General features: G+C 65.0%; 12 protein-coding genes. All 12 read right to left on the bottom strand.

Annotated elements, in window-relative coordinates:
• Positions 1-15: 15 nt before the first annotated feature.
• On the bottom strand, positions 16-297 hold the full coding sequence (locus tag AC56QQ_RS01835) for a cupin domain-containing protein (RefSeq protein WP_095083181.1): 282 nt from the start codon (positions 295-297) through the stop codon (positions 16-18).
• A gap of 129 nt (positions 298-426) precedes the next feature.
• Complete coding sequence (gene trxA / locus AC56QQ_RS01830; protein WP_091584223.1) at positions 427-750, bottom strand: thioredoxin; 324 nt, start codon at positions 748-750, stop codon at positions 427-429.
• A gap of 74 nt (positions 751-824) precedes the next feature.
• Positions 825-4337: a double-strand break repair helicase AddA gene (gene addA / locus AC56QQ_RS01825; protein ID WP_497125341.1), complete on the bottom strand. Its 3513-nt coding sequence runs from the start codon at positions 4335-4337 to the stop codon at positions 825-827.
• The gene (gene addB, locus AC56QQ_RS01820) at positions 4334-7468 is read right to left on the bottom strand and encodes a double-strand break repair protein AddB (RefSeq protein ID WP_497125339.1); all 3135 of its coding nucleotides are present in this window, start codon (positions 7466-7468) and stop codon (positions 4334-4336) included. The genes addA and addB overlap by 4 nt, the downstream gene beginning before the upstream one ends.
• Positions 7465-8193 (bottom strand): nucleotidyltransferase family protein, encoded by a 729-nt coding sequence (locus AC56QQ_RS01815; RefSeq protein WP_497125338.1) that lies wholly within the window; start codon positions 8191-8193, stop codon positions 7465-7467. The genes addB and AC56QQ_RS01815 overlap by 4 nt, the downstream gene beginning before the upstream one ends.
• A complete protein-coding gene (tsaE, locus tag AC56QQ_RS01810) occupies positions 8190-9701 on the bottom strand; it encodes a tRNA (adenosine(37)-N6)-threonylcarbamoyltransferase complex ATPase subunit type 1 TsaE (RefSeq protein WP_497125337.1) in 1512 nt (503 codons plus the stop codon). The genes AC56QQ_RS01815 and tsaE overlap by 4 nt, the downstream gene beginning before the upstream one ends.
• An 8-nt stretch (positions 9702-9709) precedes the next feature.
• Positions 9710-12265: a sensor histidine kinase gene (locus tag AC56QQ_RS01805; protein ID WP_497125335.1), complete on the bottom strand. Its 2556-nt coding sequence runs from the start codon at positions 12263-12265 to the stop codon at positions 9710-9712.
• A gap of 199 nt (positions 12266-12464) precedes the next feature.
• Positions 12465-13865, bottom strand: coding sequence for an adenosylhomocysteinase (ahcY, locus tag AC56QQ_RS01800; protein ID WP_489858835.1), 1401 nt, complete (start codon positions 13863-13865; stop codon positions 12465-12467).
• A 184-nt stretch (positions 13866-14049) separates the two neighbouring features.
• Positions 14050-14361, bottom strand: coding sequence for an HPr family phosphocarrier protein (locus AC56QQ_RS01795; RefSeq protein WP_497125334.1), 312 nt, complete (start codon positions 14359-14361; stop codon positions 14050-14052).
• The gene (locus tag AC56QQ_RS01790; RefSeq protein ID WP_056589309.1) at positions 14358-14759 is read right to left on the bottom strand and encodes a PTS sugar transporter subunit IIA; all 402 of its coding nucleotides are present in this window, start codon (positions 14757-14759) and stop codon (positions 14358-14360) included. Before AC56QQ_RS01790 ends, AC56QQ_RS01795 begins: the two co-directional genes overlap by 4 nt.
• Before the next feature lie 164 nt (positions 14760-14923).
• Positions 14924-15385 (bottom strand): HPr kinase/phosphorylase, encoded by a 462-nt coding sequence (locus tag AC56QQ_RS01785; protein ID WP_497125333.1) that lies wholly within the window; start codon positions 15383-15385, stop codon positions 14924-14926.
• A gap of 125 nt (positions 15386-15510) precedes the next feature.
• A complete protein-coding gene (locus AC56QQ_RS01780) occupies positions 15511-17295 on the bottom strand; it encodes a sensor histidine kinase (RefSeq protein WP_306280315.1) in 1785 nt (594 codons plus the stop codon).
• Positions 17296-17355 lie beyond the last annotated feature (60 nt).

Raw genomic sequence — 17355 nt, 5'->3', positions numbered from 1 at the left:
CGTGGCCTTGGTGGATTACTTCAGCTCGATCTCGATAAAGGCGTATTCGCCTTCATTGGCGTTGATGACGTCGTGTTCGACGCCTTCCTTGCGGAAATAGGGGGCGCCCTTCTTCATTTCGGCAAAGGATTCGCCGTCCTTGGTCAACAGCTTCACCTTGCCGTCCATCAGCGGCACGACGACATAGTCGTGGCCGTGGCGATGCCAGCCGGTGTTGTCGCCCGGCGCGAAGCGGTATTCGGTGACGATGACGCGCTCATTGTCGATGAAGACGGTGGCCTTGGCGGATCCGGTCATGGGGTTCTCCTGTCCGCCTCAAGCAGACGACATGGAGTGCCCGCACGCGAGGGCCAGAGCGGCGCAGCGATGGCGCCAACAAAAAGCCCGGCGCTATGGCCGGGCTCGATATTAGGAATTTTGGACGGATCAGAGGTTGCCATTAACCCAGTGCGACAGCGAGGTCTTGGGCGCCGCACCGATCTTTCTGTCAGCCTCTGCGCCGCCCTTGAATATAACAAGCGTCGGGATCGAGCGCACGCCGAACTGGGCGGCAAGCTCGGGATTCTCGTCGATGTTCAGCTTCGCGATCTTCACCTTGGCACCAAGTTCGGTGGCGATGTCTTCCAGCGACGGGGCGATCATCTTGCAGGGGCCGCACCATTCCGCCCAGAAATCAACCACGACCGGTACGCTGGCGTCGAGCACAGCGGTCTGGAAATTGCTCTTGTCGACCTTGACGGTGGCACCCATACGGAAATCCTTTCGAGAGTTTTTGTCGCACCAAATGTGGTGGTGATTGGGCCCTTCTTCAAGCAGGTGTTGTGTCACGCTCCCGTGAGTCGAGCAAGGGCGTCATCCATGGCGCCGGCCGGCAGTTCGATCAGCCGCGGCGCCTCGGTGAACAGCAGGGCCGCCCGGATCACGCGTCCGGGATAGAGCGGCTGCAGCAGGGCGCGATAAAGCGCGAGCTGGAGGACATAAGCCGGCGGAACCTCGGCTAGAGAGGCGGGCGCCGGCCGGTTGGTCTTGTAGTCGACGATCGACACTGTGTCCGATGTCACCGCCAGCCGGTCGATCTTGCCGGAAATCGAACGCTTTTTGCCCTTCACCTCGAGGCTGCCCATGATCGCGACCTCGGCACGCGACGACGACGCAAACAGTGTGCCGAAGCGGGCGTCGGCAAGGATGGCTGTGACCGACGCCAAGGCTTTTCCACGCTCGGATTGAGTCCAGTCCGCACCCGTTCGCGCGAGATAACGTTCCGCCGCGCCACCACGTTCGCCCTCGGCAATGCCGGGCAACATCTGCAGCAGCTTATGCAGGGCCAGCCCCCGCATCACGGCAAAGCCCGGCTCGGCATCGGCGTCCAGCACCGGCGAAGCCTTGTCGACCACGGCTTCCTTGCCTTCGTCGATCAGCGCCGAGGCGCCGGATGGCGACAGCGGACGCGGCAGGTCCTCGAAAGGCGGCAAGGGCCGGAACAGGCTTGCCGGCAACGGCCCGAAAACGTGCGTTTGCCGTGCCTGCTCGCTAGAGCTTGCCGCGACGGGCGGCAGCTTGGTCACATGGAAACGATGCACGGGCTCGCCACCGGCGGGATGCGGGCGCTGTTCGCTTTCTGGCGCGCCGATCAGGGCGCGGCTGACGATTGAATGCCAAGTGCCGGTGTTCGGCGCCCGCTTGCCATGATAGCCGCAGACGATCAGCCGGTCCTCGGCGCGGGTCATGCCGACATAGAGCAGCCGGCGATATTCGTCGTCGGCGAGTTCTCGCGCCCGGACTGCCGCCGCTTTCGAAAAGCCATTGGCGACATCGCTGGCCGAGCGCCAGAGATAGCCCTTGCCGTCCCAATATGTGCCCGAACCATCGAAAGGCATCAGGCGCGGCAGATGCTGGTCGCTGAACGGGGCGGAGCCGCCATCGACCAGGAACACCACCGGTGCCTCCAGGCCCTTGGCGGCATGCACGGTCATGACGCGAACCTCGTCGCGGGTCTGGTCCATCTCGCGCTTGATCTCGGGGCCGGCGTTCTCCAGCGTCGAGAGAAAGGCTTCCAGCCCCGGCAGGCCGGTTCGCTCCTCGGCAAGGCAGAAACTCAGGAACTCGTCGAGGATATCGCCTGCTTCGGGTCCGAGCCGCGCGATCATCTTGCTGCGCACGCCATCGCGCGCCAGCAGGCCGGCATAGAACTCGAACACCGGCTTGAAGGCCGCTTCGTTCGTCCAGATGTCGAGCTGGGCGACGATCGCCGCAAGTCGCTCGCTTTCGCCGGCATGGCGGCGCAGCGACGCGATCAGCGACAGGCCGGGAGGTCGCTCCGCCGCGAGCGTGAAAAGTGCCTCTTCCGGCAGATCGAAGATCGGGCTACGCAGGACGGCGGCGAGCGACAGATCGTCCTGCGGCTGAATGAGGAGATGGCCGAGCGCGATCAGGTCCTTGACCGCGATATGGCCAGGCAGGCTCAGCCGGTCGGCACCGGCGACCGGAATGTCGCGGCGTTTCAAGGCGCGAGTCAGCGCGTGGACGAAGCGATCGCGCTTGCGCACCAGCACCAGCACGTCGCCCGGCCGCAGCCGCTTGCCGCGGCCTTCGATGATCTCGCCGGCGCCGATCCAGCCGGCAATGGTCGCGGCGACATTCTCGGCAACGCGCACCGCCGGCGCATGGGCATGGTCGATGGCCTGGGTCCAGTCGTCGGGCTCGTCCACGACGTCGGCGCCGAGCGACGGCCAGACCTCGACATAGCCCGGCGCGTCGGTGCGGATCGCCTTGTGGCTCAGCGGATCGGGATCGTGGCTGATGCCGCGTCGCACGAGGGGATCGGCAAAGACGCGGTCGACCGCGGCCAGAACGTCATCGGTCGAGCGGAACGACCAGGTCAGCTTGAGGTCGGCAAAGGATGCCTCGGCGTCGCGCACCCTGCCGGCGAACAACAGCCGGCTGTCGGCGAAGGAGTCGGGCGCCGCGCCCTGAAAGGAATAGATCGACTGTTTTTCGTCGCCGACGGCAAAGACGGTACGGTGGACCCTGTCGCGCGCGCCGAGGCCGGCAAAGAACTCCTCCGCCAGCCGCTTCACCACCTCCCATTGATCCGGGCTGGTGTCCTGCGCCTCGTCGAGCAGGATGTGGTCGATGCCCTGGTCGAGCTTGTACTGTACCCAGGGGCCGGCATCGGGCCGTGCCAGCAGATTGACCGTGCGGGTGATGAGGTCGTTGAAGTCGAGAAAGCCGCGGCTGCGCTTCAGCACTTCGTAGCGGGCGATGAGCCAGTCGGCGATGATCAGCGCAGCCCGCGTGCCTTCCAGCATCCGGAACAGGGCCAGCCGGTCGACGGTTTCGACGATGGCATTGGCCGCTGAAACATAGCGTTCCACCAGATCCGGCAGCCGGTCGACCAGGGCCTTCTTGAAGGCCTTTGCCGGGTCATAGGCATCGCCATCAGTCTTGAGGAAGGCCCTCGACAGCAATTGCAGACGGCGAACCGGGTCGCTTTCGGCGAAAGCCAGGCGCGCATAGGGCAGGATGTTGTTCAGCACCGTTCTGGCATCAGCAGCTTCCGCCGCATGGGCAAAGCCGGAAAAATAATCCGGCAGGAAGCCCGGCAACGGCCAGACCGACGCCGCTATGCCTTCGGCGGTCTGGCCGGGGCGAAAATGGAACTCATCGAACAGCGCCTGGAAATGCGAGCCGTCGCGCCCGACGGCGTCGATGAAATTGCGCAAACCGTCACGCTTGCGCACGATCTCGCCCAACAAGGCATCGAGACCAGCTTCGCCGCCACGATCGAGAATGGTGGCAAAGGCCTCGGCCAGATTCCTGTCGCCGGCGGCCGAGATCATCTCGCGGCGCGCGGCGGCAAACAGCGATGCCTCCATCTGGCTGTCGAGCATTTCGAAATGGGCAGGGATGTTGGCTTCCAGCGGGAACTGGTGGAGCACCGATTCGCAGAAGGCATGAATGGTCTGGATCTTCAGCCCGCCCGGCGTTTCCAGCGCCTCGGCGAACAGGCGGCGGGCACGGCGCATGGTCTCGACATCGGGCCGGAGACCCTCTAGCGCCTCGACCCTTGCCGCCAGATCCGCGTCAGCAAGTGTTGTCCACTCCGACAGTGTCGAGAACACCCGGTTCGACATGTTGGCGGCGGCGGCGCGCGTATAGGTCAGGCACAGGATCTTTGACGGATCAGTGCCGCGCAGCAGCAGCCGGATGACGCGCTGGGCCAGCACATGGGTCTTGCCGGAGCCGGCATTGGCCGACACCCAGGCGGAATTCTTGGGATCGGCGGCGCGGGCCTGGCTGGAAGCCGTATCGCTTGGAATGGGATAGGCCTTCTTCATGCCTCCCCTCCCTCGTCGCCGGCATCGCCGCCCGCCGACCATTCGAGCACGCGGGCAAGATGGTCGTAGTCGCCATCGGTCTCGCCTTCGCGAAACGGCAGCGCGCGCGACAGATATCCGGTCGCCGGGTCGGCATAGTGGATTAGAAGCTTCTCCAGCCGCGCCCATGCCTCTTCGGCGAGATCGGTGGCGGTCCTGGGCTGTCGGTTGTGCTCGAGGATCGATTCCTCGAACACCTCGCCATTCGGCTTCAACCGCACGAACGCCAGTTGCGACGGTTCGCGCGCGCCCAGATCCTTGAAGGCGCCGCGCCTGAGCAGCGCGCCTTCCAGCGCCAGTTGCGGCGCAAGCAGCGTGTGCGCCTGCGCCTTGGACGGCGACGAGCCCGTCTTGTAGTCCAGGATGTCGGCCATGCCGCCAGCCAGCAGGTCGACGCGGTCGGCGTAGCCGGACAGCGTCACGCCGGACTGGCCGACCACCGTCTTTCCGGCGCGTTCCTCGGCATGCCGCCGTATCACCGCGTCGGCGCGCGTGCGCTCCCACTCGACGATGTTGGCGGCGAGTTTTTCGAAGCGCGGCCACCACACCGCCTCTACATCGGCCGGAAGGGCGGCCTCGGCAAAACAGGCGCGACCCGCCGATATGAGGCCGACCAGCGCATCCGGCGCGCGCGGATCGGCCACTTGCGCCGAGAAGAGATGCAGAATGGCGTGAAACAGCGTGCCGCGCTCGGCGGCACCTGGATCGCGGATGACCGGATCGAGCGGCATCAGGCCGAGGATCCGTCTTGCATAGATGGCGTAGGGATCACGGCGCAGGGTCTCGATCTCGGTGACCGAGAAATGGCTTGGGCGCACAGACAGTGGCGGCTTCGGCTGTGGTCGTGGCGCGAAATCCTGCCTTGGCCCGGTATCGAGCGCGCGTGCCCAGGCGAGCAGTTCGTCGCCGCGCCGGCGCAACTCCGCCGCCTGATCGTTGCCGATGAAGGTGAGGAGGCGCTGCAGCCAGCGCGACGGCACGGCGGGTGCATCGCCGGCGCGCGCCGAGCGGGCCAGCACCACTTTCCTGGCGCCCATGGCCATCTGGAAATCATGCGCGGCCAAGCCGATACGCCGTTCGGGCGGTTCGAGATCGATGCCGGTCTTCATCAGCCGCGACATGAAGCGGTCGCTCTCTGGCTTGCGCGGCCACACGCCCTCGTTGAGCCCGCCGATGACCAGCGTGTCGACATTCTGCAACCGGGCTTCCAGCGCGCCCCAGATGGCGATGTTCCTGTCTGTGCCCTGTGCCGGCTTGACCGTTTCGGGCGCGATCAGCGCGTCCATCACGTCAGGCCATTCGCTCGCCGGGAACGACAGCGATGCCGAAGCCGCGACCAGCCCGCGCAGCAATTCGGCAAGCTTTTCGCCGGCGTCACCGGCATAGAGTTCTCGCAGGCCGCCATCTTCGGCGCGCCCGAGATTTTCGAGTGCCACGACGCTGGCCTTGACCAGCGCGGCAAGGTCTGCGTCCGCCTGGCCGTGAAAGGCCGTGAGCGGCGCCAATGCATGTTTGAGACGTTCGAGCACATTGCGCGCGCTTTCGATGGAGCGGACGGTCAGCCGGGAGAACCAGAAGGGTTGCCGGCTGCCGCTGCCCAAGCCGGTGAGTCGGGCCTCGAAGAGTTCGGACAGGGAAGCGATGTCGGGGCGGCCGGTGCCGCCGCGCAGCGCCATCAGTTCGACCAGTTCGGCTGCGTGGCGCACATCGGCGCGTTGCAGGCCGAGGCCAAGCAGCGGGTGCTTGAGCAGCGACAGCAGGCCAACCGGATCGCCTGGCCGGAACACCGCTTCGAGCGCCAGCCTGAGCAGGCTGGCAGCCGGGGTGTTGGCGAGCGGCGTGCCACCGGAATCGTCGGCGACGACGCCGAAGCGCAGAAGCTCGACTGAAACGCGGCGCGCCAGGGCGCGGTCGCCGGTGACGAGCGCAGCCCTCTGGCCGGCTTGCTCGACGGCCTGCTTGAGCGCGACGGCGATGGCGACGGCCTCGTCGCGTTCGCTGGCCGCCTCGAGCAGCGTCACGTCGGCGAAGGCGCCGGCGATGGCGGCGGCTGGGAAACCAGCGCGTGTTTCGGCCCAGAGTTCGGTGGTCTCGGCCGGCCGCAACGCCTCGCCGACAAGGGCGGCGCGAAGCGCAAGCGACGGCTCGGCCATGCCAATCTCCTCGACATCGCCGCGCAGCACGCCGATCTTGCCGATCAGCCTGGCCAAGCCATATTGCGGGTGGCCGAGCATGGCCGGACGCGCGCCAGGTGCGGCAATCGCCTGGAAGGACGCTTCGTCCAGCGTCCGGTCGAGACCGGGCAGCACGATGGCACCGCCGGGCAAGCGGGCGATCACGGCAAGCAGCTCGGCCGTGGCGGGAATCGAACCGGTGGATCCGGCGGCAATGACTGGTCCGGCAGGCGGATTGCGCTGCAGCCGCGCGGCCTCGGTACGGATCAGCGCGCTGCGATGCGCGGCCGGATTGGAGCGATCGCGTTCCTCGAGGAATTTCGGCCAGGCGTCAGTGACGATGCCGAGGAATTCGAGCGTCACCTGCCACCATCCGGCAAGGTTGCCGGTGACCAGATCGGTGAGCTTTGCCCAGTCCGTGCCTTCCGTCTCGATCTCGTCCATCAGCCCCGCGAGATCGCGCGCCAGCCAGATCGCGTCGGCGGTAGAGGCCGGGATGACGATCTCCTCGGCGAACAGGGCCGCGACATGCGCCGGCAGCCGGCGTTTCCAGGCGCGCACCAGCGGCGCCAGCAGCAGCAGGCGTTCGGTCGCCGCGATCGGCGGCGCGAGATCGATTGCCGCCGATGCCTCTGTTTCGAACGCGGCCTCATCCTCGTCGAACTCGCCGAGCGGACGGATGACCGGCAGGATCGCCGAACCGCCGCCGCCGCGTGCCCGCAGGCTGTCGACGAAGACACCACGCAAGGCGCGCGCGGCACGGCGCGTCGGCACGTAGATGGTGACATCGGCCAGGGCGAGCGGGTTGCCGTCAAAGCGAAACCCCGGAACCAGGCGACCGGCAAGCAGCGCCTCGGCAAGCGTCGGCAGAAACGGCGCTCCGGAGGGAACCGAGAAAACGCGGCTTGAGCCGCTCATTGCAACTCGGCTAGCGCGCCGGCGACTGCCGCTTCCGCGAGCGGAATGGCATCGGGCGTGCCGACGGTGATCCAGTGGCCGTGCATCGGCGTGCCGAACAGCCGGCCGGCGGCAATGGCCGAATCGAAATAGGCGTTGAGCGAATGCGGCCCGGCAGGCGCATTCGCGAACAGGCGCGGATGAATGATTGCAGCCCCGGCATAGATCAGGCCCGCCGGATCGCCCTTTGACCGGCGCAAGGCGCCATCCGGTGCCACCAGGAAATCGGTGCCGCCGCAATGTCCGGTCGCCTGATGGAGATCCGCCAGCATAAGCAGAATATCCATTTTCGCCGCGTCCCATGCAAGGGCGAGGCGGTCGAGATTGAGGGGACCGTCGTCGATCCAGAAAGTATCGGCGTTGAGGATATAGAAGGGCTGTTCGCCCAGGTCCGGCAGCGCCTTGACGATGCCACCGGCGGAATCGAGCAACCGGTCGCTCTCGTCGGAAATGATGATCTCCGGTGCCCGACGCGCCGCGACATGGGCAACGATCTGCTCGGGAAGATAGTGGACGTTGACCACGGCCTTGCCGACACCGGCGGCGGCCAGGCTGTCGAGGCCCCAGTCGAGCAAGGTCTTGCCGGCGATCCGGACCAACGGTTTGGGGATGGTGTCGGTGATCGGCCGCATGCGCTTGCCAAGCCCGGCGGCAAGTACGATTGCGGTGTCCGGTCCTGCTGTCACAGCGTTCGCTCCTCGAGCAAACCATTGGCGTTGTAGAAATCCCGCAGGCTGGCGAGCGCGGGGTGGGACAGCGCCCTGCGCAGATAGTCGCGGATGCGCGGCAAGTGCTTCAGATAATAGGGTTTGCCGTCGCGCTTTTCGAGGCGCACGAAAATGCCGAGGATCTTGGAGTTGCGCTGCGCCGCCATGATTGCATAGGATTCCAGGAAGCTTGCTTCATCGAAAGCGCCGGCGGCGTGGCGCGCCGCGACATAGGCGTCGAGCGTCTGCTTCTCGATTTCCGGCGATATGGTGACACGCGCGTCCATGGCGAGCGAGGCGACGTCATAGGCTGAAGGACCGATCAGCGCATCCTGGAAATCGACTATGCCCAGCCGATCATGGCCGGAACGGTCACCGCGCCAGATGATGTTGGGCGAATGGAAGTCGCGCAGCATCAGCGTGTATTCGCGGCCGTCCAACCGGTCGAGAAGTGCATTCCATTCTTTGGCGTAGCCGGCGCGCAAGCTCTCGCTTGCCGGGCTGCCCGATATCGCCGGCACGTACCAGTCGACCAGCAGATCGGCTTCGATCATCATGGCGTCGCGGTCGAACGGCGGCACATCATGGAAGCCGCCCTGCCCCGTTTCCATGTGCCGGGGCCAGCTCCTGCCATGCATCATGGCGAGCAGCTCCGCCGCCGCCGCGTAACGCTCGGCCACCGGTTGGCCGTCCTCATCGAGGAACCCTTCGGAACCAAGATGTTCGAGCAGAAGGAACCCTTGATCCTGGTCCTCGGCATGGATTTCCGGAACGCTGACGCCGCCAGCCTTCAATGCCCGGTCGATGGCGACGAAGGCGGAGACCGACTGGGCGGTGTGAGCGATCTCGGCATAGGGCTTGCCGTCGCGCACCGGCGGTCCGAGCACCAGCCGCGGCGAGTTCATCAGCACTTGCGGCTTGTGGCCGGCAAGCGAAACGATCTCGTAGGAGCGGGCCGAGGCATCGCCGATGAAATGGCGGCGCCGTGCTTCGCCCCAGCCGGCATTCCCAAGAAAGTCGCGCATGGCCAGCGACCGTGCCACGCGGTCGAAGGCGGCACCTTGCCCCGACAGTCGCGCCAGCCGGCCCTCGCCGTGCTGGACGAGTTCGATCAGCACCGAGGTTTTCGGCAGATAGGCTTCCGCCCGTTCCGGCCATTCGACCAGGGCGGCACCTTGCGCCAAGGCTTCCTCGAAACCCAGCTCGTCGATTTCGGCCGCCGAGGACAGGCGGTAGAGATCGAAGTGATGGACGGGGATGCGGGTATCGTAGCTCTGCACCAGCGTGAAGGTAGGGCTCGGAACGTCGAGGCCGGCATCGTCGGCCAATGCCCTGATCAATGCACGCGCCAGCGTCGACTTGCCGGCGCCGAGATCACCCTTGAGCGCCAGAACGTCACCGGCGCGCAGCGCCAGCGCGAGATCCTCGCCCAGCAGCGCTGTCTGTGTCTCGTCCGCGAGTAAACGCTCCAGCACCAATCCCGTCATCGAGTGCGCTACTCGGCCGCGGCGCGGATGCCGGGCATGTCGGGAAAGGTGCAGATGACGGTGGTGCCCTTGTCCCTGCCGGTCTCGATGCGAACGTTGCCGCCATGCAGTTCGACAAAGCTCTTGACGATCGACAGGCCGAGGCCGGCGCCGCGACGGCGGCCGCCATTGGTGCGTGGCTCAAAGCGGCGGAATACCGAATCGAGCAGGTCCGGCGGCATGCCGGGTCCGTCGTCATGAACCGAGAATTCCACGCCGTCCGCCAGCTGGCGGCAAGCGAGCCTGATGGTGCTGGCTTCCGGCGCGTAGTTGGCGGCGTTGCTGAGCAGGTTGTAGAGGATCTGGCGAACCCGGATTTCGTCGCCGTGAAACGTCTTCGGCGCCTTGGCGGCATCGACCTCGAGCCTGATCGAATGCTCTTCCAGCCGGTCGGCCACCAGTTCCGCCGCGGCGGCGATGGTCTGGTCGACATGCACCTCGGAAATATCGAGCTCCATGATGCCGGCATCCACCGTCGCCAGGTCGAGGATGTCGTTGACGATGGTGAGCAGGACCGAGGAGGACGAGCTGACATGTCCGACATATTCGCGCTGTTTCTGCGTCAGCGGGCCGGTCGCCGGCAGCGAAAGCAGTTCGGTGAAGCCGATGATGTTGGTCAGCGGCGAGCGCAGTTCATAGGAGACGTGCTGGACGAATTCGTTCTTGAGCTGATCGGATTTCTCCAGCGCCTCGTTCTTGTCCTTCAGCGCCCGTTCGACGTTGACGCTGTCGGTAACGTCGACGAACGTCATCATCACTTGCCCGTTGGGCAACGGGATCATGGCGTAGCTCAGCACATTGCCATTGTTGAGTTCGGTCTGGCCGTGGCGGTCGCGGCGCTCGTCGTCGAAACCGGTGATGGCGGCAACGAAGCCGGGCCAGGGGCTGTCGACCGCCTGCCGGTCGCAAAGGTCGCGGATGGCGGATACGTGGACGTTGGGCTTGGCGGCCTCCGCGCTCAGCCCCCAGAGTGTCGCAAAGGCAGGGTTCGACAGTCGAAGCCTGCCATCGGGGCCGAACACCGCCACGCCTTCGGCAAGATTGTCGAGCGTCTCGCCCTGGACCCGCACGGCGGTCTGGTAGCGGCTTTCGAGGTCCATCTTCTCGGTCAGATTCTCGAAGACCCAGGTCACGCCGCCCTTGGGCTGCGGGTTGGCGACGACGCGGATGGTCTTGCCGTCCGGCAGGTGCCACCAATGTTCCTGTGATTCGACGGCGCGATAGGCGCCAAGCAGGCCTTCCTTCCAGCGGCGCCATTCGGGCTGCTCGGCGATCTTGCCCTCGCTGCGCAAACGGTCGAGCACCAGCGCATTGTCGGGAGCGCTGTGCAGGAAGCCGCTGTCGAGACCCCATAGCTTCTGGAAAGCCTGGTTGAAGAACCGCAGCTTCTCGTCGGTGTCGAAAATGGCGACCGCGGTGTTGAGCTGGTCGAGCGTGTCGGCGTGGCTTCTGACGGTCCGCTCGTATTCGCCGCGAACCGCCTCGATGGCGCTGGTGTCGCAGGCAAGGCCGGCCGAACCATCCGGGCCGGCGAAGTCGGTCACCGCGAATACGCGGCGGTCGCCTTCGATCACGGTGGAAAGCGTCTGCTCGAAGACCGGATGCGACTTGTGCTGGGCGGCGATCGCGTCGCGTGCACGGCCGCCGAGAAACTCCTTCGCCTCGCGAACGGCCGTCTCCGCATTGTCGGCTTCGACCGCGTCGGCATAGGCCCGGTTGACCCACTTCAACCGCCCATCCTCGGTGCGCAGCCATGCCGGCATCTTCAGCGCGTCGAGCAGGCCAATCATCGTCTCGTGGTCAGCGACGAGGCGCTGGTTTTCGATCTTCAACCTGGCCTGGCTGCGCTGCGTTTCCGAAAGCGAAACGAAACGCACGATCACATGCGCCGCGCTCTTGCGGCCATGCACCTCAAGCGGTGCGCCGGCCTGCGATTCGATGACGAGGTCGAAGGGTCTCGCCTTTTCGCGCAACCCCGCAACGGCATGCTCGAGCGCCGCAGCCGAGCGCGGCATCAGCCAGCGACCGAAAGCGAGGAAGGCGGCACGCTCGTCGGGAGCGCCGCTTTCGACCGGCAATGTGCCGATGAGTTCGGGTTTCTTGTTTTCGGAGGCCCAGACCACCACACGCTGGTCGCGCAGATTGAGCAGCGCTTCAGAGCGGCGCAGAGCCGCGTTGATGTCGGCTATGCGGCTCCTGAGTTCGACATTTTCCGCCGAGGTGCGAGCCCGCTCGCGGATGAGAACGATGGCCGACAGAAGTGCCGCGCCCGTCACGCCGACAAACACGGCAAGCTGCATGACCTCTACCGTGCTGATCGACAAGCCGGCGGCGGCGACGCCCACGGCTTCGGCATGCGCGACCACACCGAGCAAGGGGCCGGCCAATGCAGAGGTGGCAAGGAAAACTCCGACGCGAGCGCGCCAAGAAAGGCTCCCGCCTTGCGAGGCAGGGCCAGCGATCCCCGAATCGTCGTGGCCGCCGGAAACGGCCCGTCCCGCTCTGTGCGGGTGTTGCCCCGGCATGTCTTGGTCCTCTCCGCCGCCTGAATGCAAGACCGCCCTGATACGCGCTTCTCTGATCCCCTCTCGGGCCGGAAGCGTCGCGAATCACCCGACAATAAACCCTCACCGAATCGCCGTGAAGGCTGATGACGCGCAAAAATAAAGCCGGGCGAAAAGTCAATCGCCCGGCGTCAATATCTGGTAGGAAATTTAGCTTTGGTTAATAGCGGTAGTGTTCCGGCTTGAACGGACCCTGGGGCGTGACGCCAATATAAGCGGCCTGCTCGCCGGACAGTTCGGTCAGGCGGGCGCCGAGCTTGTCGAGATGCAGGCGCGCGACCTTTTCATCGAGATGCTTGGGCAGCACGTAGACCTGGTTCTCGTACTGGCCGGGCTTGGTGAACAGCTCGATCTGGGCCAGCACCTGGTTGGTAAAGGACGCCGACATGACAAAGCTCGGATGGCCGGTGGCATTGCCGAGATTGAGCAGGCGACCTTCCGACAGCAGGATCATCCGCTTGCCGTCCGGGAAGGTGATCATGTCGACCTGCGGCTTGACGTTGGTCCATTTCAGGTTGCGCAGCGAAGCCACCTGGATCTCGTTGTCGAAGTGACCGATGTTGCCGACGATCACCATGTCCTTCATCGAGCGCATGTGGTCGAGGGTGACCACATCCTTGTTGCCGGTGGTGGTGATGACGATGTCGGCGGTCGGTGCGGCGTCTTCCAGCGTGACGACTTCAAAACCGTCCATCGCCGCCTGCAGCGCGCAGATCGGGTCGACCTCGGTGACCTTGACGCGGGCGCCGGCGCCCTTGAGCGAGGCCGACGAGCCCTTGCCGACGTCGCCATAGCCGCAGACGACCGCGACCTTGCCGGCCATCATCGTGTCGGTGCCGCGACGGATACCGTCGACCAGCGATTCCTTGCAGCCGTATTTGTTGTCGAATTTCGACTTGGTGACCGAGTCGTTGACGTTGATGGCGGGGAAAGGCAGCAGGCCCTTCTTCTGCAGCTGGTAAAGCCGGTTGACGCCGGTCGTCGTCTCTTCGGTGACGCCGCGGATCGCCGCTTTCTGCTTGGTGAAGAAGCCGGGCGAAGCCTTCAGGCGCTTCTTGACCTGGGCGTAGAAGTACTCCTCTTCCTCGCTCTGCGGGTTGGAGAGCACGTCTTCGCCGGCCTCGGCGCGGGCGCCGATCAAGATGTACATGGTGGCGTCGCCACCATCGTCGAGGATCATGTTGGAGGTGCCGCCGTCGGTCCACTGGAAGATCCTGTCGGTGTAGTCCCAGTATTGCTCGAGCGACTCGCCCTTGACGGCGAATACCGGGATACCAGCCTCGGCGATGGCCGCGGCCGCATGGTCCTGGGTCGAGAAGATGTTGCAGGAGGCCCAGCGGATATCGGCGCCGAGCGCCTTCAGCGTCTCGATCAGCACCGCCGTCTGGATGGTCATGTGCAGGGAGCCGGTGATGCGCGCGCCCTTGAGCGGCTTCTTGTCGCCGAATTCCTCACGGCAGGCGATCAGGCCCGGCATTTCGGTTTCGGCGATCTCGATTTCCTTGCGGCCCCAGCCGGCAAGCGAGATGTCGGCGACCACATAGTCCTTGCTACCCGTCATGGCAGTGCTCCGATGCGAATTGTTGTGCTGCGAATTGGTTGCGGATGCGCCCGCGCCGGTCGGCGCGTCGAAGGGCGCGAATTGCCGGCTTGACTAGCAGATCAGGCTCAAGACGACAATGGGATATAAAGAAATCTTTATCCGTGCATGTCTCGAGGAAGAGCTTTCTTCGCTCAGCGCGGGATCAGGCTTCCTCGCCGAAGCGGGATGCAACCAGCTGCTCCAGAGCGTCGATGACCTGCAAGGCCTCCGGACCGCTGGCGGTGACGCGGATCGAGTAGCCTGGGCTTGCCGCCAGCATCATCAGCCCCATGATCGAGGTGCCGCCGACCTGGACGCCATCCTTCTCGACATGCACCGAGGCGTCGAAACCGCTGGCCACCTGGACGAACTTCGCCGAGGCGCGCGCGTGCAGGCCGCGCTGGTTGACGATCGGAAACTCCCTGGTGATCGGATCTTTGGCGATCTGGTCTTTTTCCGGGGACAGCGCGTTCATTTGCTGCTCAAGAGCTGGCTGGCGACGTTGATGTACTTGCGGCCGGCCGCCTGCGCCTCGTCGAGCGCCGCCGCCATGTTGTCGCCCTTGCGGATCGAGGAGAGCTTGATCAGCATCGGCAGGTTCATTCCGGCGATGACTTCGGTGCGGCCAGACTCCATGACCGAAATGGCAAGGTTGGAGGGCGTTCCGCCGAACATGTCGGTCAGCACGATGACGCCCGTCCCGGTATCGACACGGGCCACGGCGTCGACGATGTCGCGGCGACGCTGCTCCATATCGTCATCGGCCCCGATCGCCACGGTTTCGAAATTGTCTTGTGGCCCGACGACATGTTCCACGGCATGTCGGAACTCGGCGGCCAGTTGACCGTGCGTTACAAGCACGAGTCCGATCATTCTTTGGTGGCTCCCGTCATCGCCGCTTCACAGGCGTATTTTATGCTCGCCAGCCATTCCAGGCGGCGGGAGCGCTATCTTGTCGACGCGCGGCCGGTTGACAAGCCCAAAATTGCGCGGGCCCATGCCATTTTGACGCATTGCAGCAAAAAATCCGCAGCGGATCATAGAAAAGGCGCGATCGACAGCCGCGCCATCACGGCCGGTAAGGCGGTGGCGGCGTTACGCTCGGCAAGGTCAATGCGCGGCACTGGGCAGCCCGCGACCGGCTCGCTGACTTCCTCCTGGAAACGGGCCATCTGTGCCTTTGGCACCAGCCTCACATGCAGGTCGATCACTCCGCCCGGCTCGAACGGCAGCGGGCGGGGCATGAACCCAGGCACTTCGGCGAGACCGGCAATGGGCGCCGGCACGCGACAGACCAGCCGCCCGGCGCGGGCCGCGGCTAGCAGCCTGTCATCGCCGATCAGCCGCGAGAACAGCCCGCGCGCACGGCAATGGTCCAGGAGTGTCAGCGCCAGCGTCGTCTTGCCGGCGCCGGACGGCCCGGTGATGAGGACGCCGCGCTCGCCGATCAGGATCGCGGTTCCGTGAATGTTTTCAGGCTGCGCGACTGGATCAGGCACGATCTTGCCCGTTCATGTTTTTGGATGAAGCATGATCTTGTGCGAAAACCGGTTCCCACTTTTCGGGATCATGCCTTTTGCATGGAGCATGATCGTGTCCGAAAACCAGTTCCCACTTTTCGGGATCATGCTTCGGCCGGCAGCGTCACGACGAAGCGCGCGCCCTTGATATCGCCGGGCTTGGTGCCGGGGATATTCTCGGCGGTCAGCGTCCCGCCGTGGGCCTCGACGATCTGCCTGGATATCGACAGGCCAAGCCCCGAATTCTGGCCGAACGCCTCGCCCGCCGGGCGGTCGGTGTAGAAGCGTTCGAAGATGCGGTCGATATTGTCGGCCCGGATGCCGGGACCATTGTCGTCAATGGTAAGGATGTTGAACTTGCCGACGCGCGCCAGCGACAGGGTGATGTGGCCATGGTCCTCGGGAACGAAGGAACGGGCGTTCTCGATCAGGTTGGTGACGACCTGGCCGATGCGCAGATCATGGCCGACGACGAAATAGCCTTTGACGCCCTGCGGCAGCTTGGCGACCTTGAATTCGATCTCCACCGCCTTCTTGTTGCGCGTCGCCTCGCGCGAAACGGCGACCAGATCGGTGATGAATTTCTTCAGGTCGACCGTCCCGGCATCTTCACGCGCCAGCTCGGCATCGAGACGAGAGGCGTCGGAAATATCGGTGATGAGACGATCCAGACGCCTGACGTCGTGCTGGATGATGTCCATCAGCCGGCTGCGGGAATTGTCGTTCTTGGCCAGCGGCAAGGTTTCCACCGCGCTGCGCAATGACGTCAGCGGGTTCTTCAGCTCGTGCGAGACGTCCGCCGCAAAGCTTTCGATCGCCTCGATGCGGGCGTAGAGGGCGTTGGTCATGTCGCGTATGGCGATCGACAGGTTGCCGATCTCGTCCTGCCGGTCGGAGAAGTCCGGGATTTCCTCGCGGCTCTTGACGCCGCGCCGCACGCGCACCGCCGCCGCCGACAGCCGGCGCAGCGGGTTGGCGATGGTGGAGGCGAGAAGCATGGACAGGATGGCGGTGACGAGGGCCGCGATGCCGAACACGCGCAGGATCGCCTTGCGCTCGGCGGCGACGATCTTGTCGATGTCACCGCCTTCGGTCGACAGCATCAACACGCCGAGAACGGCGCGGAAGCGCTGGATCGGCACCGCCACCGAAACGATCTGCTCGCCCTGTTCCGAGATACGCACGATGGTCGACGGGCTGCCGGTGAGCGCCTTGACCACTTCTGGGAAGGCGGCGCCGTTGCCGCCCGGCTGCTCGTGATAGACCGGCAGTTCGGTGTTGCGGAAGAAGTCGAAGACGAACTTCTGGATGCGCTCGAGCAGATCAGGCTCTTCCTCTTCGACCGGCGGCAGGTCGTAGCGCAGGATCTGGCCGCGCGAATAGAGATGGCGCGAATCGAGCAGCAGATTGGCGTCGCGGTCATAGATGCGGGCGCGGGTCCGGGTCGGCGAGATCAGCCGTCTCAGCACCGGCGCAACCCGCTCCGGGTTGATCGGGAAGTCCAGGTTGTCGAGCTGGTCCGAGCCCGGGCCGAGACTTTCGCCGGCCTGCAACTCAAGCAGCTTTTCCGGATCGATGCTGATCGAGTCGGTCTCGACCGTCGCCGAAGCGGCGATCGCGCCGGCGATGATCTCGCCCTGGGTCATCAGGCTTTCGACGCGGGCATCGATCAGCCCGTCGCGGAAGGTGTTGAGGTAGAGGATGCCGGTGACCAGGACGGCCAGGCCGGCGAGATTGAGGAAGAGGATGCGCCGCGTCAGGCTGGAAAAGATATGATGGCCAAGGAAGCGGCGCATCGGCACCGTGATTTTCGACACGAATGACGGCATGATGCGCGACGGCCGCCTGGCTGCGCCCGCCGGTCTTGTTCGCTGTGCCTCCACTGCCATCGAATAGCAGGCCCTGCCTAATCTTTACTTCGATGCATAACGTCATGCGACGCGCATCAA

The organism is Mesorhizobium sp. RCAM 05099 (assembly GCF_059683685.1).
This window is presented reverse-complemented; position numbering and strand designations above follow the sequence as displayed.